The sequence below is a fragment of the Actinomadura fibrosa genome (assembly GCF_900659615.1).
Taxonomy (GTDB): Bacteria; Actinomycetota; Actinomycetes; order Streptosporangiales; family Streptosporangiaceae; genus Spirillospora; species Spirillospora fibrosa.
On sequence record NZ_CAACUY010000023.1, the window covers coordinates 1 to 14,340 of the forward strand.

The 14,340-nt window shown below is 72.9% G+C and carries 15 protein-coding genes; 11 read left to right on the top strand and 4 right to left on the bottom strand.

Features of this window, described 5'->3' with window-relative positions; all coding sequences use genetic code 11:
• Positions 1 to 42 precede the first annotated feature (42 nt).
• From E1300_RS11430 to E1300_RS11440, 3 genes are all read left to right on the top strand, one after another.
• Complete coding sequence (locus E1300_RS11430; protein WP_131756993.1) at positions 43 to 423, top strand: TraR/DksA family transcriptional regulator; 381 nt, start codon at positions 43 to 45, stop codon at positions 421 to 423.
• Positions 424 to 491: 68 nt separating this feature from the next.
• Entirely contained in the window at positions 492 to 1,136 is a 645-nt protein-coding gene (gene lspA, locus E1300_RS11435; RefSeq protein WP_242619082.1) for a signal peptidase II, read from the top strand.
• Positions 1,136 to 2,068, top strand: a complete 933-nt coding sequence (locus tag E1300_RS11440; RefSeq protein WP_131756940.1) for an RluA family pseudouridine synthase — start codon at positions 1,136 to 1,138, stop codon at positions 2,066 to 2,068. The genes lspA and E1300_RS11440 overlap by 1 nt, the downstream gene beginning before the upstream one ends.
• An 86-nt stretch (positions 2,069 to 2,154) precedes the next feature.
• Here E1300_RS11440 and E1300_RS11445 read toward each other — a convergent pair whose 3' ends face one another.
• Positions 2,155 to 2,541 (bottom strand): chorismate mutase, encoded by a 387-nt coding sequence (locus tag E1300_RS11445; RefSeq protein WP_131756941.1) that lies wholly within the window; start codon positions 2,539 to 2,541, stop codon positions 2,155 to 2,157.
• Positions 2,542 to 3,077: 536 nt separating this feature from the next.
• Here E1300_RS11445 and dnaE point away from each other — a divergent pair.
• Together dnaE and E1300_RS11455 are read left to right on the top strand one after the other, a co-directional pair.
• Positions 3,078 to 6,608 carry a DNA polymerase III subunit alpha gene (gene dnaE / locus E1300_RS11450; RefSeq protein ID WP_131756942.1) on the top strand — a complete coding sequence of 1,177 codons (3,531 nt, stop codon included), beginning with the start codon at positions 3,078 to 3,080 and terminating at the stop codon, positions 6,606 to 6,608.
• 28 nt (positions 6,609 to 6,636) lie between these two features.
• Complete coding sequence (locus E1300_RS11455; protein WP_131756943.1) at positions 6,637 to 7,017, top strand: hypothetical protein; 381 nt, start codon at positions 6,637 to 6,639, stop codon at positions 7,015 to 7,017.
• A 7-nt stretch (positions 7,018 to 7,024) separates the two neighbouring features.
• Here E1300_RS11455 and E1300_RS11460 read toward each other — a convergent pair whose 3' ends face one another.
• Complete coding sequence (locus tag E1300_RS11460; protein WP_131756944.1) at positions 7,025 to 7,735, bottom strand: DUF6882 domain-containing protein; 711 nt, start codon at positions 7,733 to 7,735, stop codon at positions 7,025 to 7,027.
• A gap of 154 nt (positions 7,736 to 7,889) precedes the next feature.
• On the opposite strand from E1300_RS11460, the gene E1300_RS11465 reads away from it, so the two are divergent.
• Entirely contained in the window at positions 7,890 to 8,492 is a 603-nt protein-coding gene (locus tag E1300_RS11465) for a hypothetical protein (protein WP_242619083.1), read from the top strand.
• Here E1300_RS11465 and ybaK read toward each other — a convergent pair.
• Both ybaK and E1300_RS11475 read right to left on the bottom strand, forming a co-directional pair.
• Positions 8,376 to 8,873: a Cys-tRNA(Pro) deacylase gene (ybaK, locus tag E1300_RS11470; RefSeq protein ID WP_131756945.1), complete on the bottom strand. Its 498-nt coding sequence runs from the start codon at positions 8,871 to 8,873 to the stop codon at positions 8,376 to 8,378. The two genes, E1300_RS11465 and ybaK, sit on opposite strands and share 117 nt — an antisense overlap.
• Before the next feature lie 49 nt (positions 8,874 to 8,922).
• Complete coding sequence (locus tag E1300_RS11475) at positions 8,923 to 9,585, bottom strand: LON peptidase substrate-binding domain-containing protein (protein ID WP_131756946.1); 663 nt, start codon at positions 9,583 to 9,585, stop codon at positions 8,923 to 8,925.
• Between the two features lie 167 nt (positions 9,586 to 9,752).
• Between E1300_RS11475 and E1300_RS11480 the strand changes: the two genes are divergently transcribed.
• The 5 genes from E1300_RS11480 (at position 9,753) to hisH (ending at position 14,318) form a co-directional block, all read left to right on the top strand.
• Positions 9,753 to 10,577, top strand: coding sequence for a PhzF family phenazine biosynthesis protein (locus E1300_RS11480; protein ID WP_131756947.1), 825 nt, complete (start codon positions 9,753 to 9,755; stop codon positions 10,575 to 10,577).
• An 87-nt stretch (positions 10,578 to 10,664) separates the two neighbouring features.
• Positions 10,665 to 11,972, top strand: coding sequence for a histidinol dehydrogenase (gene hisD, locus E1300_RS11485; protein ID WP_131756948.1), 1,308 nt, complete (start codon positions 10,665 to 10,667; stop codon positions 11,970 to 11,972).
• A complete protein-coding gene (locus E1300_RS11490) occupies positions 11,969 to 13,081 on the top strand; it encodes a histidinol-phosphate transaminase (RefSeq protein ID WP_131756949.1) in 1,113 nt (370 codons plus the stop codon). Before hisD ends, E1300_RS11490 begins: the two co-directional genes overlap by 4 nt.
• Positions 13,078 to 13,671, top strand: coding sequence for an imidazoleglycerol-phosphate dehydratase HisB (hisB, locus tag E1300_RS11495; protein ID WP_131756950.1), 594 nt, complete (start codon positions 13,078 to 13,080; stop codon positions 13,669 to 13,671). Before E1300_RS11490 ends, hisB begins: the two co-directional genes overlap by 4 nt.
• Positions 13,671 to 14,318: an imidazole glycerol phosphate synthase subunit HisH gene (hisH, locus tag E1300_RS11500; RefSeq protein WP_131756951.1), complete on the top strand. Its 648-nt coding sequence runs from the start codon at positions 13,671 to 13,673 to the stop codon at positions 14,316 to 14,318. Before hisB ends, hisH begins: the two co-directional genes overlap by 1 nt.
• Positions 14,319 to 14,340 lie beyond the last annotated feature (22 nt).

Sequence of the window (14,340 nt, forward strand, 5' to 3'; positions counted from 1 at the left end):
GGGTCCGGCGGGGCCGGGCGGGCCTCCGCGAAGGCGGCCGAGCTGCCGGTCCGCGCGGGCGAGGGCCACTGGACCGCCGCCGAGCTCGCCGAGGTCCGGGCCGGGCTCCAGGAGCAGGTCGCCGCCCTGCGCGCCGAGATCGCGGCGACCGCCAGCCAGATCGCCCAGGGCGACAGCAGCGAGGGCGCCGGCGACGACCAGGCGGACGCGGGCGCGAAGACCTACGAGCGCGAGCACGAGCTCGCCCTGTCCTACAATGCGCAGGACCTGCTCGCCCAGACCGAGCGGGCCGTCCAGCGGATGGACGCCGGCACGTACGGGATCTGCGAGTCGTGCGCGAAGCCGATCGGCAAGGCGCGCCTCCAGGTCTTCCCGCGTGCGACCCTGTGTGTGACATGCAAACAACGCGAGGAACGTCGCTGAGCGACTCAACGAACCCAGAGGGCGGGGCCGGGGAATCCACGGGATCTCCTCGGCCGCGCCGCGTCGGCGTGCTGGTCGCCGTGGCCCTGGCCGCGCTCGCCGCCGACATCCTGTCCAAGACGATCGTCGTGGCGGCGCTTCAGGACGAGGAGCCGATCCGGCTGCTGGGCGGCCTGCTGACGCTGCGCGAGACCCGCAACAGCGGCGCCGCGTTCTCGATCGGCACCGGCTACACGATCGTGTTCACCGTGATCGCGTGCGGGGTCGTGGTCGCGATCCTGCGCACCGCCCGCAACCTGCGCAGCCTGCCCTGGGCGGTCTGCCTCGGACTGCTGCTCGGCGGCGCGATCGGCAACCTCATCGACCGGCTGTTCCGGGCCCCGGCCCCCCTCAAGGGCCACGTCGTGGACTGGATCCAGCTGCCGCACTACCCGGTCTTCAACCTCGCCGACTCCGCGATCGTGTGCGGCGGCGTCATCGCCGTCGTGCTGGCCGCGCGCGGCCTCCAGATCGACGGGACGCGCATCTCCGGCAAGGACGGCGAGGACCCCTCCGGCGACGCCGCCGAGAAGGCGCCCGCCGAACCCGAGCCGGAGCCCGCGCCCGCGAAGCCCGCGCCCGCGGCGGCGAAGGCCGCGGAACCGGCCCCGGAGCCTGAGAAGGCCGCCGAGCCGGACTCCGGTGAGGTCGCCTCCCCGGGGGAGAAGGCCTGATGGCGGACGTGCGCGGCCTTCCGGTGCCCGACGGCCTGGAAGGCGAGCGGATCGACGCCGCGCTGGCCCGGCTGTTCGGGCTGTCGCGGGGCAGCGCCGCCGACATCATCGCCGCCGGGGACGTCTCGCTGGACGGCCAGGCCGTGGCGACCAAGTCCGAGCGGCTGCACGCCGGGGCCTGGCTGGAGGTGGCGCTGCCGCCGCCCGCGGCGGCCCCGGCGCCCGTCGCCGAGCCCGTCCCGGGCATGGGCGTCCTGTACGAGGACGACGACATCGTCGTGGTGAACAAGCCGATCGGTGTCGCCGCGCATCCGACCACCGGCTGGACGGGCCCGACCGTCCTCGGCGGGCTGCTTGGGGCCGGGCACACGATCGCCACGAGCGGCGCGTCCGAGCGGCAGGGCATCGTGCACCGGCTCGACGCCAACACGACCGGCGCGATGGTCGTGGCGAAGAGCGAGGTCGCCTACTCCCGGCTGAAGCGGGCGTTCAAGGAGCGCCGCATCGACAAGCGGTACCGGGCGCTCGTCCAGGGCCATCCCGACCCGTTCCGCGGGACGGTGGACGCGCCGATCGACCGGCACCCGTCCGGGGACGGCCGCTTCGCGGTGGTGGCGGGCGGCAAGCCGTCGGTGACGCACTACGACACCGTCGAGGCGTTCCGGGCGGCGACGCTGCTCGACATCGACCTGGAGACGGGCCGCACCCACCAGATCCGGGTGCACATGTCCGCCATCCGGCACCCCTGCGTGGGCGACATGGCCTACGGCGCCGACCCGACCCTCGCGGCCCGGCTCGGTCTCACGCGGCAGTGGCTGCACGCCGCCCGCCTGGGGTTCGAGCACCCGACCCGGGGCGACTGGGTCGAGTTCGAGAGCCCTTACCCGGACGACCTGGCCCGCGCCCTGGAGATCGTGGCCGAGGAGTCCTGACCGAGGCCGGGCCGTGGCCGGGCCGTGGCGGGGCTGCGCCGGGCCGCGCCGGGGCCGTGGTGGGTTGCGGCGGCGTCGCGGCCGGCTCAGGCGTCGGATGCGGCGGCGGCGTCGAGGCCCGCCTCGATGACGGCGTTCATGATGCGGGCCAGCCGGTCGGGGCCGAGGGAGGGCGCGCGGGCGGCCATGGCCGCGACGATCTCGCGCTCGCGCTCGGGGTTGCGGCCGGCGAAGCCGCCCACCGGCTTCAGGCGCTGGACGGCGGCGGCGACCGCGGCGCGGTGCTCCAGCAGGACGGCGAGGGCGGCGTCGAGGCCGTCGATCGCGGCGCGGGCGTCGCGCAGCGTCGTGAGGTCCGCCGCGGACGGCAGCGGGACGCGGAGTTCGCCGGGCCCGTGGGGCTCCGGGCAGGCGGGGCAGGCGGCGGTGCCGTCCGTCCCAGACGCGGCGGGGTCGATGACCTGGTCGTGCATGCGCGGGGTCTCCCTCTGTCGCGGCGGCCGTGCGCAGGGGAGTCGAGGCCCGGGGCCGCCTGGTCGATGTGACGGGGTCGTCCATGACGAAAGGCAGAGCCCTCGGGGGCTCTGCCTCGGTGCCGGCTCCGGGGTCGTCGCTCAGGTCGTGGCGCCGACCGGCTCGCCCGGAGCCGGCCGCGTAAACCTGGGATGGCGACGTTCCATGCCCGCGATGGTAGGCGCGGGAGGCGGGGCGGCGTCAAACCCGCGGACGGAACGTCCCACATGCCGAGACGCCGAGGAATGTCGGCGGAGGCCGGAGGAGGTCGCGGGGAAGCGGCGGCCGTGCACCCTCTGTAGTGGGACGAATGGGACACACGAGGCATCCGGAGTGTCGGGAAGCGCCGCCCCGGATCAGCGGTTAGGCTCTCAGAACCGCGTCATCCCGGCGGCCGTCCGGGATGGCGATCTTCCCCCGGGGACCGAAATGCCGACGACCGCGTGCCGACCGCACGCGGGCGGTCGCATGTCGACGATCAGGAGGCGCATCAGGCATGGCGGACTCGTTCGTTCATCTGCATGTTCATACCGAATACTCCATGCTCGACGGAGCGGCGCGGTTGAAGCAGATGTTCGAGGAGGTCGGCCGGCAGAAGATGCCCGCGATCGCCATGACCGACCACGGCAACATGCACGGCGCCTACGACTTCCACAAGCAGGCGACGGCGGCCGGGGTCACGCCGATCATCGGCATCGAGGCGTACATGGCGCCGGAGTCGCGGTTCCACAAGAAGAAGGTCCAGTGGGGCGAGCCGAGCCAGAAGCGCGACGACGTCTCCGGCGGCGGCCTGATCAACCACATGACGCTGTGGGCGCGGAACAAGGCGGGCCTGCACAACCTGTTCAAGCTGTCGAGCCGCGCGTACACCGAGGGGTTCGTCTTCAAGTACGCCCGCATGGACGAGGAGCTCCTCGCCGAGCACGCCGACGGCCTGATGGGCACGACCGGCTGCCCGTCCGGCAAGATCCAGACGCGGCTGCGGCTCGGCCAGTTCGACGAGGCGCTGAAGGCGGCCGCGACGTTCCAGGACATCCTGGGCAAGGACAACTACTTCCTGGAGCTGATGGACCACGGGCTCGACATCGAGCGCCGGGTGCGGCAGGGGCTGCTCGACATCGGCAAGAAGCTGAACATCCCGCCGGTGGTGACCAACGACTCGCACTACACGCACGAGTCGGAGGCGACGGCGCACGACGCGCTCCTGTGCGTCCAGGTGGGCAAGCAGCTCGCCGACCCGGACCGGTTCCGGTTCGACGGCAGCGGCTACTACATCAAGACCGCCGACGAGATGCGCGGGATCGACGGCTCGGACGCGTGGCTGGAGGGCTGCAAGAACACGCTGCTGATCGCCGAGAAGGTCGATCCGGCGGGGATGTTCGAGTACCGGGACCTCAGCCCGCGGTTCCCCGTCCCCGAGGGGGAGACGGAGGAGAGCTGGTTCCGCAAGGAGGTCTGGAAGGGCCTGGAGCGGCGCTTCCCGCAGGGCCTGCCCGAGGGGTACAAGGAGCAGGCCGAGTACGAGATGGGCGTCATCCTCGGCAAGGGGTACCCGTCGTACTTCCTCGTCGTCGCGGACTTCATCATGTGGGCGAAGGAGAACGGCATCCTCGTGGGGCCGGGCCGCGGCAGCGCGGCGGGGTCGCTGATCGCCTACGCGATGGGCATCACCGACCTGGACCCGATCCCGCACGGGCTGATCTTCGAGCGGTTCCTGAACCCCGAGCGCGCGTCGATGCCCGACATCGACATCGACTTCCCTGAAGACCGGCGGGCCGAGGTCATCCGGTACACGACCGAGAAGTGGGGCGCCGACAAGGTCTCGTTCATCGCGACGTTCGGCACCATCAAGGCGAAGGCCGCCATCAAGGACGCGGGCCGCGTCCTCGGCTTCCCGTACGCGCTCGGCGACCGGATCTCCAAGGCGTTCCCGCCCGCGGTCATGGGCAAGGACATCCCGCTCTCGGGCATCTTCGACGAGAAGCACCCGCGCTACGGCGAGGCGGGGGAGCTGCGGAAGCTGTACGAGGAGGAGACCGACGTCAAGCAGATCATGGATCTGGCGCAGGGCCTGGAGGGGCTGATCCGCCAGACCGGTGTGCACGCGGCCGGGATCATCATGTCCGGCGAGACGATCACCGACCATGTGCCGATCATGCGCCGGGACGCCGACGGCGCGATCATCACGCAGTTCGACTATCCGACCTGCGAGACGCTCGGCCTGCTGAAGATGGACTTCCTGGGCCTGCGCAACCTGACGATCATCGACGACGCGCTCAAGGGCATCAAGAAGAACAAGGGCGTGGACGTCGACCTCCTGGCGCTGCCGCTGGACGACAAGCCGACCTACGACCTCCTCGCCCGCGGCGACACGCTCGGGGTGTTCCAGTTCGACGGCGGCCCGATGCGGTCGCTGCTGCGGCTGATGAAGCCCGACAACTTCGAGGACATCTCCGCCGTCGGCGCCCTGTACCGGCCGGGCCCGATGGGCGCGAACTCGCACACGAACTACGCGCTCCGCAAGAACGGCCAGCAGGAGATCACCCCGATCCACCCGGAGCTGGAGGAGCCGCTCAAGGAGATCCTCGACACGACCTACGGCCTGATCGTCTACCAGGAGCAGGTCATGGCGATCGCGCAGAAGGTGGCGGGCTACACGCTCGGCAAGGCGGACCTGCTCCGCCGCGTCATGGGCAAGAAGAAGAAGGCGGAGCTGGACGCGCAGTTCGTCGGCTTCGAGCAGGGCATGATCGACAACGGCTTCTCGAAGGACGCCGTGAAGACCCTGTGGGACATCCTCGTCCCGTTCTCCGACTACGCGTTCAACAAGGCGCACAGCGCCGCGTACGGGCTGGTCTCCTACTGGACGGCCTACCTGAAGGCGAACTACCCGGCGGAGTACATGGCGGGCCTGCTCACGTCCGTCGGCGACGACAAGGACAAGAGCGCCCTCTACCTGTCCGAGTGCCGCCGCATGGGGCTGAAGGTCCTGCCGCCGGACGTGAACACGTCCGAGGCCGACTTCACCCCGCTGGGCGACACCGAGATCCGCTTCGGCCTGTCCGCGGTCCGCAACGTGGGCACGAACGTGGTGGACGGCATCGTCGCGGCCCGCCGCGAGAAGGGCGCCTACACCGACTTCAACGACTTCCTGAACAAGGTCCCGCCGATCGTCTGCAACAAGCGGGTCGTGGAGTCGCTGATCAAGGCGGGGGCGTTCGACGAGCTCGGCCACCAGCGCAAGGCCCTGCTGATGGTGCACGAGCAGGCGATCGACTCGGTGATCGACATCAAGCGCAAGGAGGCCATCGGGCAGGACTCCCTGTTCGGCGCGCTGGAGGACGACGGCGGCGAGGACGCGTTCGCCGTCGCGATCCCCGAGGGCGAGGAGTGGGACAAGACGACCCTCCTCGCGTTCGAGCGGGAGATGCTCGGCCTGTACGTGTCCGACCATCCGCTGCTCGGCGTCGAGCACATCCTGGAGCGGGAGGCCGACTGCACCATCGCCGTCCTCAACGAGGGGGAGCGCCCGGACGGCCAGGTCGTGGTCGTCGCGGGGCTGCTGTCGGGCCTCCAGCGCAAGGTGACCAAGCAGGGCAACTCGTGGGCCATGTTCAGCCTGGAGGACCTCGGCGGCTCGATCGAGGTGATGTGCTTCCCGTCGTCCTACCAGCTGTGCTCGACGCTGCTGGCCGAGGACGCGATCCTCGTGGTCAAGGGCCGGCTGGACCGCCGCGAGGACGTCGCGAAGATCATCGCGATGGAGGTCACGCAGCCGGACCTGACGGTCACGGACGCGACGGGCCCGCTCTCGGTCACGCTCCCGATCGGCCGGTGCACGCCGCCGACCGTGTCGCGGCTGAAGGAGGTCCTGGTGACCCACCCGGGCACCGCGGAGGTGCACCTGCACCTGCTGAACGGCCCGCGCACCACCGTCGTCCGGCTGGACGACAAGCTCCGCGTGGCGCCGTCCCCGGCCCTGATGGGCGACCTGAAGCAGCTGCTCGGCCCGTCCTGCCTCGGCTGACGTGCCGCTCCGCCCGTCCCGCTGCTGCGTGGACCCCAGGACGACCCCGCTGATCGTCCTGGGGCGCGACGCCGCGGGCCACTACCTGGTCGGCGCGTGCGCGTCCTGCGGCGGCGGGGTGATCGAGAAGTACTCGTTCGACGACTGGGACACCGGCGCCCCGGAGACGTACGACATGTACTGGTGGTGGCGGATGGACGCGGCGGACACGGCGGCCTTCCGCGAGATGCTGCGACCCTGCCCCGCGCCGCTGGACCCGGACTGCGCCTGCCCGATCCACGAGAGCCTCCGCGCCGAGACACCACGCCCCCTGCCACCGGCGACGAACTCATCGGCGGCCCCAGCCGAAGTACCCCGCACCCGCTGGAAACTGACCGACGGCATACCGCACTGGACGGAACCCGCCTAGAACCCGTCTAGGCGAGTGCGGTGGGCCGGGATTGAGTCAACACCGACTCCCACTCAACGAAGCGGCCCAGGCCGTCGAAGTGGGCGCGGGCGGTGCCGCCGCCGGGCGGCCACAGCTCGGTGAGGACGTCGGACTGCCGGTAGGGGACGCGGTGGTGCGAGAGGAGGCCCGCGAGGGTGAGCCGGGGCTCGTGCGGGAAGAGGCTCACCGCGTTGGTCAGCAGCCGCGGGACGGGGATCGGGTCCCAGGCGGCGGGCGGGGCCTGGGGGTCGTCCACGTGCAGGTAGGCGGAGCCGCCGTCGTAGCCGGCGCCGATGTAGCCGGCGCCGCCGAGGACGCCGCCCGCCGCCATGGCGATCAGCTCGCCGCCGTGCCCGGCGGGGCCGTCGTACCAGGACAGGTCGACCTCGGGGGTGGTGAACTCGGTGACGCCGAGCCGCTCGCCGAGGGAGCGGATGACGAGGGTCGGGACGACGGCGGGATGCGCGTCGCCGAACTGGGGGTTGGCCCAGCCCCACAGCCAGGTGCGCTCGCGCGCGGCGTAGCTGCCGAGCAGCGACACCCGGACCGTGACCCCGCCGCTGGCGTAGGTGCGCGCGGTCAGGTCGGCGCTCCAGTCCTCGCGCGGGAGGAACTCGGCGAGCGTCTCCTGCTGCTGCAGGACGACGGCCGCCAGGGCGGCGCCGAGGCGTTCGAACGCGGGGCTGAATCCGGACATGTCGGGCACATTATCCCAGTGATCGGGGCGGCTGTGGGCGGGAATCGGGCACCGTGCGGTGGTCGATTCGGCTGACCTGGGCAGGCTAGGCTTTCGCTGGCGGCAACACCCCATCAGGACATCCATCGAGTCTCTTCCCCTAGGAGCGTACGAGGTGCGGCGACCGACCGGGAGGCACTTCGCGACCTGGCTGGTCACCACCGCCATCGTGGCGCTCCTCGGCCCCCTCGCCGGGCTGCTCTGGGCGAAAACCGTCCCCGGGGTGAGGTACGTGATCGTGCAGGGTGAGCCCCTGCTGGCCGACCCCGAGGGGCAGGGCCCCATCGGGATCGACGCGCGGTTCGCCCTGATCGCGCTGATCGCCGGGATCCTCTGCGGCGCCGTCGCCTACCTGGCGGGCGGGCGCGGGAACGACGTCGCGCTGCTGCTCGGGCTGGCCGCGGGCGGTGCCGCCGCGGCCGTCCTCGCCTGGAAGACCGGCCACCTGATCGGCCTCGACCGGTTCCACGACGCGGCGCGGCACGGCAGGGACGGCACGGCCGTGACCGGCGTCGCCGACCTGCGGGCCAAGGGCGTGCTCGTGTTCTGGGCGCTGCCCGCGGTCGCCGTGTACGGGCTGCTGGAGCTCGTGTTCCGGCGGCTACCCGCGGGCGATGGCCGCGACGAGGGCGCCGGTGAGGCGGACGAGGTCGGCGGGGGCGAGCTCGATCTGGAGTCCGCGCCGTCCGGCGGAGACGTAGAGGGTCGCGAGCGCTGACGCGGACGCGTCCACCACGGTCGGCAGCCGCCTGCGCTGCCCGAGCGGGCTGATCCCGCCGACGACGTACCCGGTGGCGCGCTCGGCGACGTCCGGGTCGGCCATCCGCGCCTTCTTCCCGCCGGCCGCCGCGGCGAGCGCCTTCAGGTCGAGGCTGGCCGACACGGGGACGACGCCGACGGTGAGCCGCCCGTCCACCTCGGCCAGCAGCGTCTTGAAGATCCGGTCGTGCGGGATCCCGAGCGCGTCGGCGGCGGCCGCGCCGTAGGACTCGGCGTCCGGATCGGGCTCGTAGGGGTGCAGGGTGAAGTCGATCCCGGCCTTGGCCGCGGCGACGGTGGCCGGCGTGCCCTTGCCTCCCTTGGGCCTCGCGGTGCTCATGGCCCCAGTCTCCCGCACCGGCGGAGCGGTTCCCTCCCGGCCGGCAGCGTCAGTTGGGCGTGAACGCGCCGTCCAGGAACTGCCCCGCCGGGATCATGGGGAGCGCGTCCAGGATGCGGTTCTCGCGGGCGAGCAGCTCGGCCTCCGCCCGCAGCCGCAGCGTCGCGTCCTCGTGCTCCAGCAAGCGCTGCTTCTCGTGCGGGTCCAGGACGACGGAGGCGGCGATCAGGTAGGACAGCCGCACCGGGTCGTCCGGCAGGTCGATCTCCTCGGCCGGGCTCGCGCCGGTCGCGGCGAGCCGCTCCCGGTACACCCGGAACATCCGCCGGACGCGCCGGGCCGACGCCTCCGCCCCGGCGCCCGGCTCGTCGGGCAGGAACTCGACCTCGCCCTGGAGGTAGGGGCGCGACCGGTCGACCCGCTTGAGCCGGAACCGGCGGGCGCCGACGGTGACGATGTCGTACCGGCCGTCCTCGTGCGGGGTGACGTCGTGCAGCTCGGCGACGCAGCCGACCGCGGCGAGGCGGCGCGCCGCGTCCGCGCCGACCTCGTGCCCGAGCTCGATGCCGACGACGCCGAACCGGCGCGGCTCGGGCCGCTCCAGCAGGTCGCCGATCATCAGCCGGTAGCGCTCCTCGAACAGGTGCAGCGGCAGCACCAGGCCCGGGTACAGGACGGTGCCCAGCGGGAACAGGGCGATCCGCTCGGTCACTGGTCCTCCCGGCGGTCCGGGCGCCTCCGGGACGGCGCCCCCGGCGCCAGGGTACGTCCCGGAATGATGATCTTGTAGGAGTGAGATTCTCACAGTTTGAAGCGCGCGGGCCACTTTCCCGGGATTGGCCCTCCTGCCTGCGGCGGGACGCTCGGTACGGTCGCGGCATGAGGATGCTCGTCGTCGACGCCTTCACCGGCCGGCCGTTCGCCGGCAACCCCGCGGGCGTCTGCCTGCTCCAGGACGCCGCCGACCCGGGCTGGATGCAGCGGGTCGCCGCGGAGATGAAGCACTCGGAGACGGCGTTCGTCCGTCCGCTGGGCGCCTCCTCGGCGGGAGGCGGGCCGGAGTTCGAGCTGCGCTGGTTCACGCCGCTGGTCGAGGTCGCGCTGTGCGGGCACGCGACGCTCGCCTCCGCGCACGCCCTCTACGACACCGGGACGGTCGCGCCGGGCGACCCGATCCGCTTCCAGACGCTGAAGAGCGGTGTGCTCACCGTCACACGGGAGGCGGACGGCTCGCTGTCCATGGACTTCCCGTCCGTCCCGCCGATGCCGGAGGAGGTGCCCGAGGGGCTCGCCGAGGCGCTCGGCACGGCGGTCGTGCGGACCGGCCGCAACGCCCAGAACGACGTGCTCGCGGAGGTGGCGGACGAGACGGCCGTCCGCGACCTCGCCCCGGACATCGCCGCGCTCGGCCGCATCGACGCCCGCGGCGTGATCGTCACCGCCCCGGCCGGTTCCGGGCGCGACCACGACTTCGTGTCCCGGTTCTTCGGCGCCCGAGTGCTGCTCGGCGACGGCGAGGACCCGGTGACCGGGTCGGCGCACTGCGCGCTCGCCCCGTACTGGGCGGAGCGGCTCGGCCGGGACGATCTCGTCGGCTACCAGGCGTCGGCCCGCGGCGGGTACGTCCGCGTCGCGCTGCGCGGCGACCGGGTGGTCCTGTTCGGCGCGGCCGTCACGGTTCTGGACGGCGTCCTGAAGGTCTGATCCCCGCGGCCCGAGGGCGTCCCGACAGGGCGTCTCGGCACGTGAGACGGTGCGCGAGGGACCGGAGGCACTCCGTAGACTGGACGGGTGATTTCCCGTATCGACCTGCGCGGCTCGCTTCCCGGCGACCTGCGCTCCGTGCTGCCCCGCGCCGAACTCGACGTCGAGGCCGCCCTGGACAAGGTGCGGCCCATCTGCGAGGACGTCCGCCATCGGGGCTCGGAGGCGGTCCGGGAGCACACCAAGGCGTTCGACGGGGTCGAGGTGGAGCGGCTCCGCGTCCCGGTCGAGGCGCTCGGGGCGGCCCTGGAGGCCCTCGACCCGGCCGTCCGCGACGCCCTGGAGGAGAGCATCCGCCGCGCCCGCGCGGTGCACCGCGCCCAGCGCCGCACGGACGTCACCACCCAGGTCGTGCCCGGCGGCACCGTCACCGAGCGGTGGATCCCGGTCGGGCGGGTCGGGCTGTACGTGCCGGGCGGCCGGGCCGTGTACCCGTCGAGCGTGGTCATGAACGTCGTCCCGGCGCAGGAGGCGGGCGTCGAGTCGCTCGCCGTCACGTCGCCGCCGCAGAAGGAGCACGGCGGCCTGCCGCATCCGGCGATCCTCGCCGCGTGCGCCCTCCTCGGCGTGGACGAGGTCTACGCGGCGGGCGGCGCGCAGGCGATCGCGATGTTCGCCTACGGCACCGGGGAGTGCCCCCGCGCCGACCTCGTCACCGGCCCCGGGAACGTGTACGTCGCCGCCGCCAAGCGGCTGCTCAAGGGCGTGATCGGCATCGACGCCGAGGCGGGCCCGACGGAGATCGCGATCCTCGCCGACGGCACGGCGAGCGCGGTGGAGGTCGCCGCCGACCTGATCAGCCAGGCCGAACACGACACGCTCGCCGCCGCGGTCCTCGTCACCGACTCCGTCCGGCTCGCCGACGAGGTCGAGGCGGAGCTGAAGGTCCAGGTCGGCCGCACCCGGCACACCGAGCGGATCACCGAGGCGCTCGCCGGGCGGCAGTCCGGCATCGTGCTCGTCGACGGCGTCGAGGACGGCCTGAAGGTCGTGGACGCCTACGCCGCCGAGCACCTGGAGATCCAGACCGCCGACGCCGCCGCGGTCGCCGCCCGCGTCCGCAACGCCGGCGCGGTCTTCGTGGGACGGCACGCGCCGGTGTCGCTCGGCGACTACCTGGCCGGGTCCAACCACGTCCTGCCGACCGGCGGGTGCGCCTGCCACTCGTCCGGGCTGTCGGTGCAGTCGTTCCTGCGCGGCGTCCACGTCGTGGAGTACGACCGCGACGCCCTCGCCGAGGCCACCGCGCGCGTCGTCGCGCTGTCGGAGGCCGAGGACCTGCCCGCGCACGGCGCGGCCCTGAAGGCCCGCTTCGACTGGGAGGTCCCCTCATGACCCCGCCGAAGACGACCCTGGCCGACCTGCCGATCCGCGACGACCTGCGCGGCAAGGAGCCTTACGGGGCGCCGCAGCTCGACGTCCCGTACGCGCTGAACACCAACGAGAACCCCTACCCGCCGTCCGAGGGGCTGGTGAAGGCCCTCGGCGAGGCCGTCGCGGACGTCGCCGGGACGCTCAACCGCTATCCCGACCGCGACGCCGTGGCCCTCCGCGAGGACCTCGCCGCGTTCCTGAACGCCGACACGCCCGGCATCGGCCTGACCGGTCGCCGGGTGTGGGCCGCGAACGGCTCCAACGAGATCATTCAGCAGATCCTCCAGGCGTTCGGCGGCCCCGGCCGCACCGCGCTGGGTTTCGAGCCGTCCTACTCGATGCACCCGATCATCACCCGCGTGTCGGGGACCCGCTGGGTGGACGCGTCCCGCGCCGAGGACTTCGGCCTGGAGCCGGAGCGGGCGGTCGCCGCGGTCGAGGAGCACCGCCCCGACGTGGTGTTCCTCACCTCGCCGAACAACCCGACCGGCACCGCGCTGCCGCTGGAGGCGATCGAGGCGGTCCTCGCCGCGGCGCCCGGCATGGTCGTCGTGGACGAGGCGTACGCCGAGTTCCGGCGCGCGGGCACGCCGTCCGCGCTGACCCTCCTCGACGGGCACCCCCGGCTGATCGTCACGCGGACGATGTCGAAGGCGTTCGCGATGGCCGGCACCCGGCTCGGCTACCTGGCCGCCGACCCCGCCGTGATCGACGCGCTGCTGCTCGTCCGGCTGCCCTACCACCTGTCGGCCGTCACCCAGGCGGTGGCGCGCACCGCCCTCGCGCACGGCGCCGAGCTGCTCGGCGGCGTGGAGGCGCTGCGCCGCGACCGCGACGCGATCGTGGCGTGGCTGCGCGCGGAGGGCCTCGCGGTGGCCGACTCCGACGCCAACTTCGTCCTGTTCGGGACCTTCCCGGACCGGCGGCGCGTGTGGGAGGCCCTGCTGGCGGACGGCGTGCTGATCCGGGAGGTGGGGCCGCCCGAGTGGCTGCGGGTGAGCGTCGGCACCCCCGACGAGATGGCCGCCTTCCGGGCCGCACTGAAGAACGCGATGAAGGAGAGTTCGTGACGCGCAAGGGCAGAGTCGAGCGCGGGACCAAGGAGACCTCGGTCCTCGTCGAGATCGACCTGGACGGCACCGGGCAGGTGGACGTGGCGACCGGCGTGGGGTTCTTCGACCACATGCTGGCGCAGCTCGGCAAGCACGGGTCGTTCGACCTCACCGTCAAGACGGCCGGCGACCTGCACATCGACAGCCACCACACGATCGAGGACACCGCGATCGCGCTCGGCCAGGCGTTCCGGCAGGCCCTTGGCGACAAGGCGGGCATCCGCCGGTTCGCCGACGCGTCGATCCCGCTGGACGAGGCGCTCGCCCAGGTTACCGTGGACGTGTCCGGCCGCCCCTACCTGGTGCACGTCGAGCCGGACGGCATGGCCCCGATGATCGGGCCGGAGTACGACACGACCCTGACCCGGCACATCTTCGAGTCGTTCGTGTCGAACGCGCAGGTGGCGCTGCACGTCCACGTCCCGTACGGGCGCAACGCCCACCACATCGTCGAGGCGCAGTTCAAGGCCCTCGCGCGCGCCCTCCGCGACGCCGTCGCGTTCGACCCGAAGGTGCACGGCATCCCGTCCACCAAGGGGGCGCTGTAGTGGCCGCGGGCCCGAACGTCGTCGTCCTGGACTACGGGTCCGGGAACCTGCGCTCCGCCGAGCGGGCCGTCGCCCGCGCCGGCGCCGACGTCACCGTGACCGCCGACTGGGACGCCGCGGTCGAGGCCGACGGGCTCGTCGTGCCCGGCGTCGGCGCGTTCGCGGCGTGCATGGCGGGCCTGCGCTCGGTGCGCGGCGACCAGATCATCGGCCGGCGGCTCGCCGGGGGCCGCCCCGTCCTCGGCATCTGCGTCGGCATGCAGATCCTGTTCGGCAAGGGCATCGAGCACGGCGTCACCACCGAGGGCTGCGACGAGTGGCCCGGCACGGTGGAGCGCCTGGAGGCCCCGGTCGTCCCGCACATGGGCTGGAGCACCGTGGACGCCCCCGCGGGGTCCGCGCTGTTCCGCGGCATGGACGCGGGCACCCGGTTCTACTTCGTGCACTCCTACGCCGTCCGCCGCTGGGAGCTCGAACCCGACCCGACCGGCCGGATCGCGCCGCCGCTCGTGACGTGGGCCGAGCACGGCGACCGGTTCGTCGCGGCGGTCGAGAACGGGCCGCTGTGCGCCACGCAGTTCCACCCGGAGAAGTCCGGCGACGCGGGGGCCGAGCTCCTGCGCAACTGGCTGTCCACCCTGTCCTGACCGATCTCCCCGTCCCGACCGC

What these genes read in the sequence shown, in the direction of transcription:
- E1300_RS11480 (WP_131756947.1), top strand. Translation starts at nt 9,753, where the DNA reads ATGAGGATGCTCGTCGTCGACGCCTTCACCGGCCGGCCGTTCGCCGGC.
- ybaK (WP_131756945.1), bottom strand. Translation starts at nt 8,873, where the DNA reads ATGAGCACCGCGAGGCCCAAGGGAGGCAAGGGCACGCCGGCCACCGTC.
- dnaE (WP_131756942.1), top strand. Translation starts at nt 3,078, where the DNA reads ATGGCGGACTCGTTCGTTCATCTGCATGTTCATACCGAATACTCCATG.
- E1300_RS11440 (WP_131756940.1), top strand. Translation starts at nt 1,136, where the DNA reads ATGGCGGACGTGCGCGGCCTTCCGGTGCCCGACGGCCTGGAAGGCGAG.
- E1300_RS11445 (WP_131756941.1), bottom strand. Translation starts at nt 2,541, where the DNA reads ATGCACGACCAGGTCATCGACCCCGCCGCGTCTGGGACGGACGGCACC.
- E1300_RS11460 (WP_131756944.1), bottom strand. Translation starts at nt 7,735, where the DNA reads ATGTCCGGATTCAGCCCCGCGTTCGAACGCCTCGGCGCCGCCCTGGCG.
- E1300_RS11490 (WP_131756949.1), top strand. Translation starts at nt 11,969, where the DNA reads ATGACCCCGCCGAAGACGACCCTGGCCGACCTGCCGATCCGCGACGAC.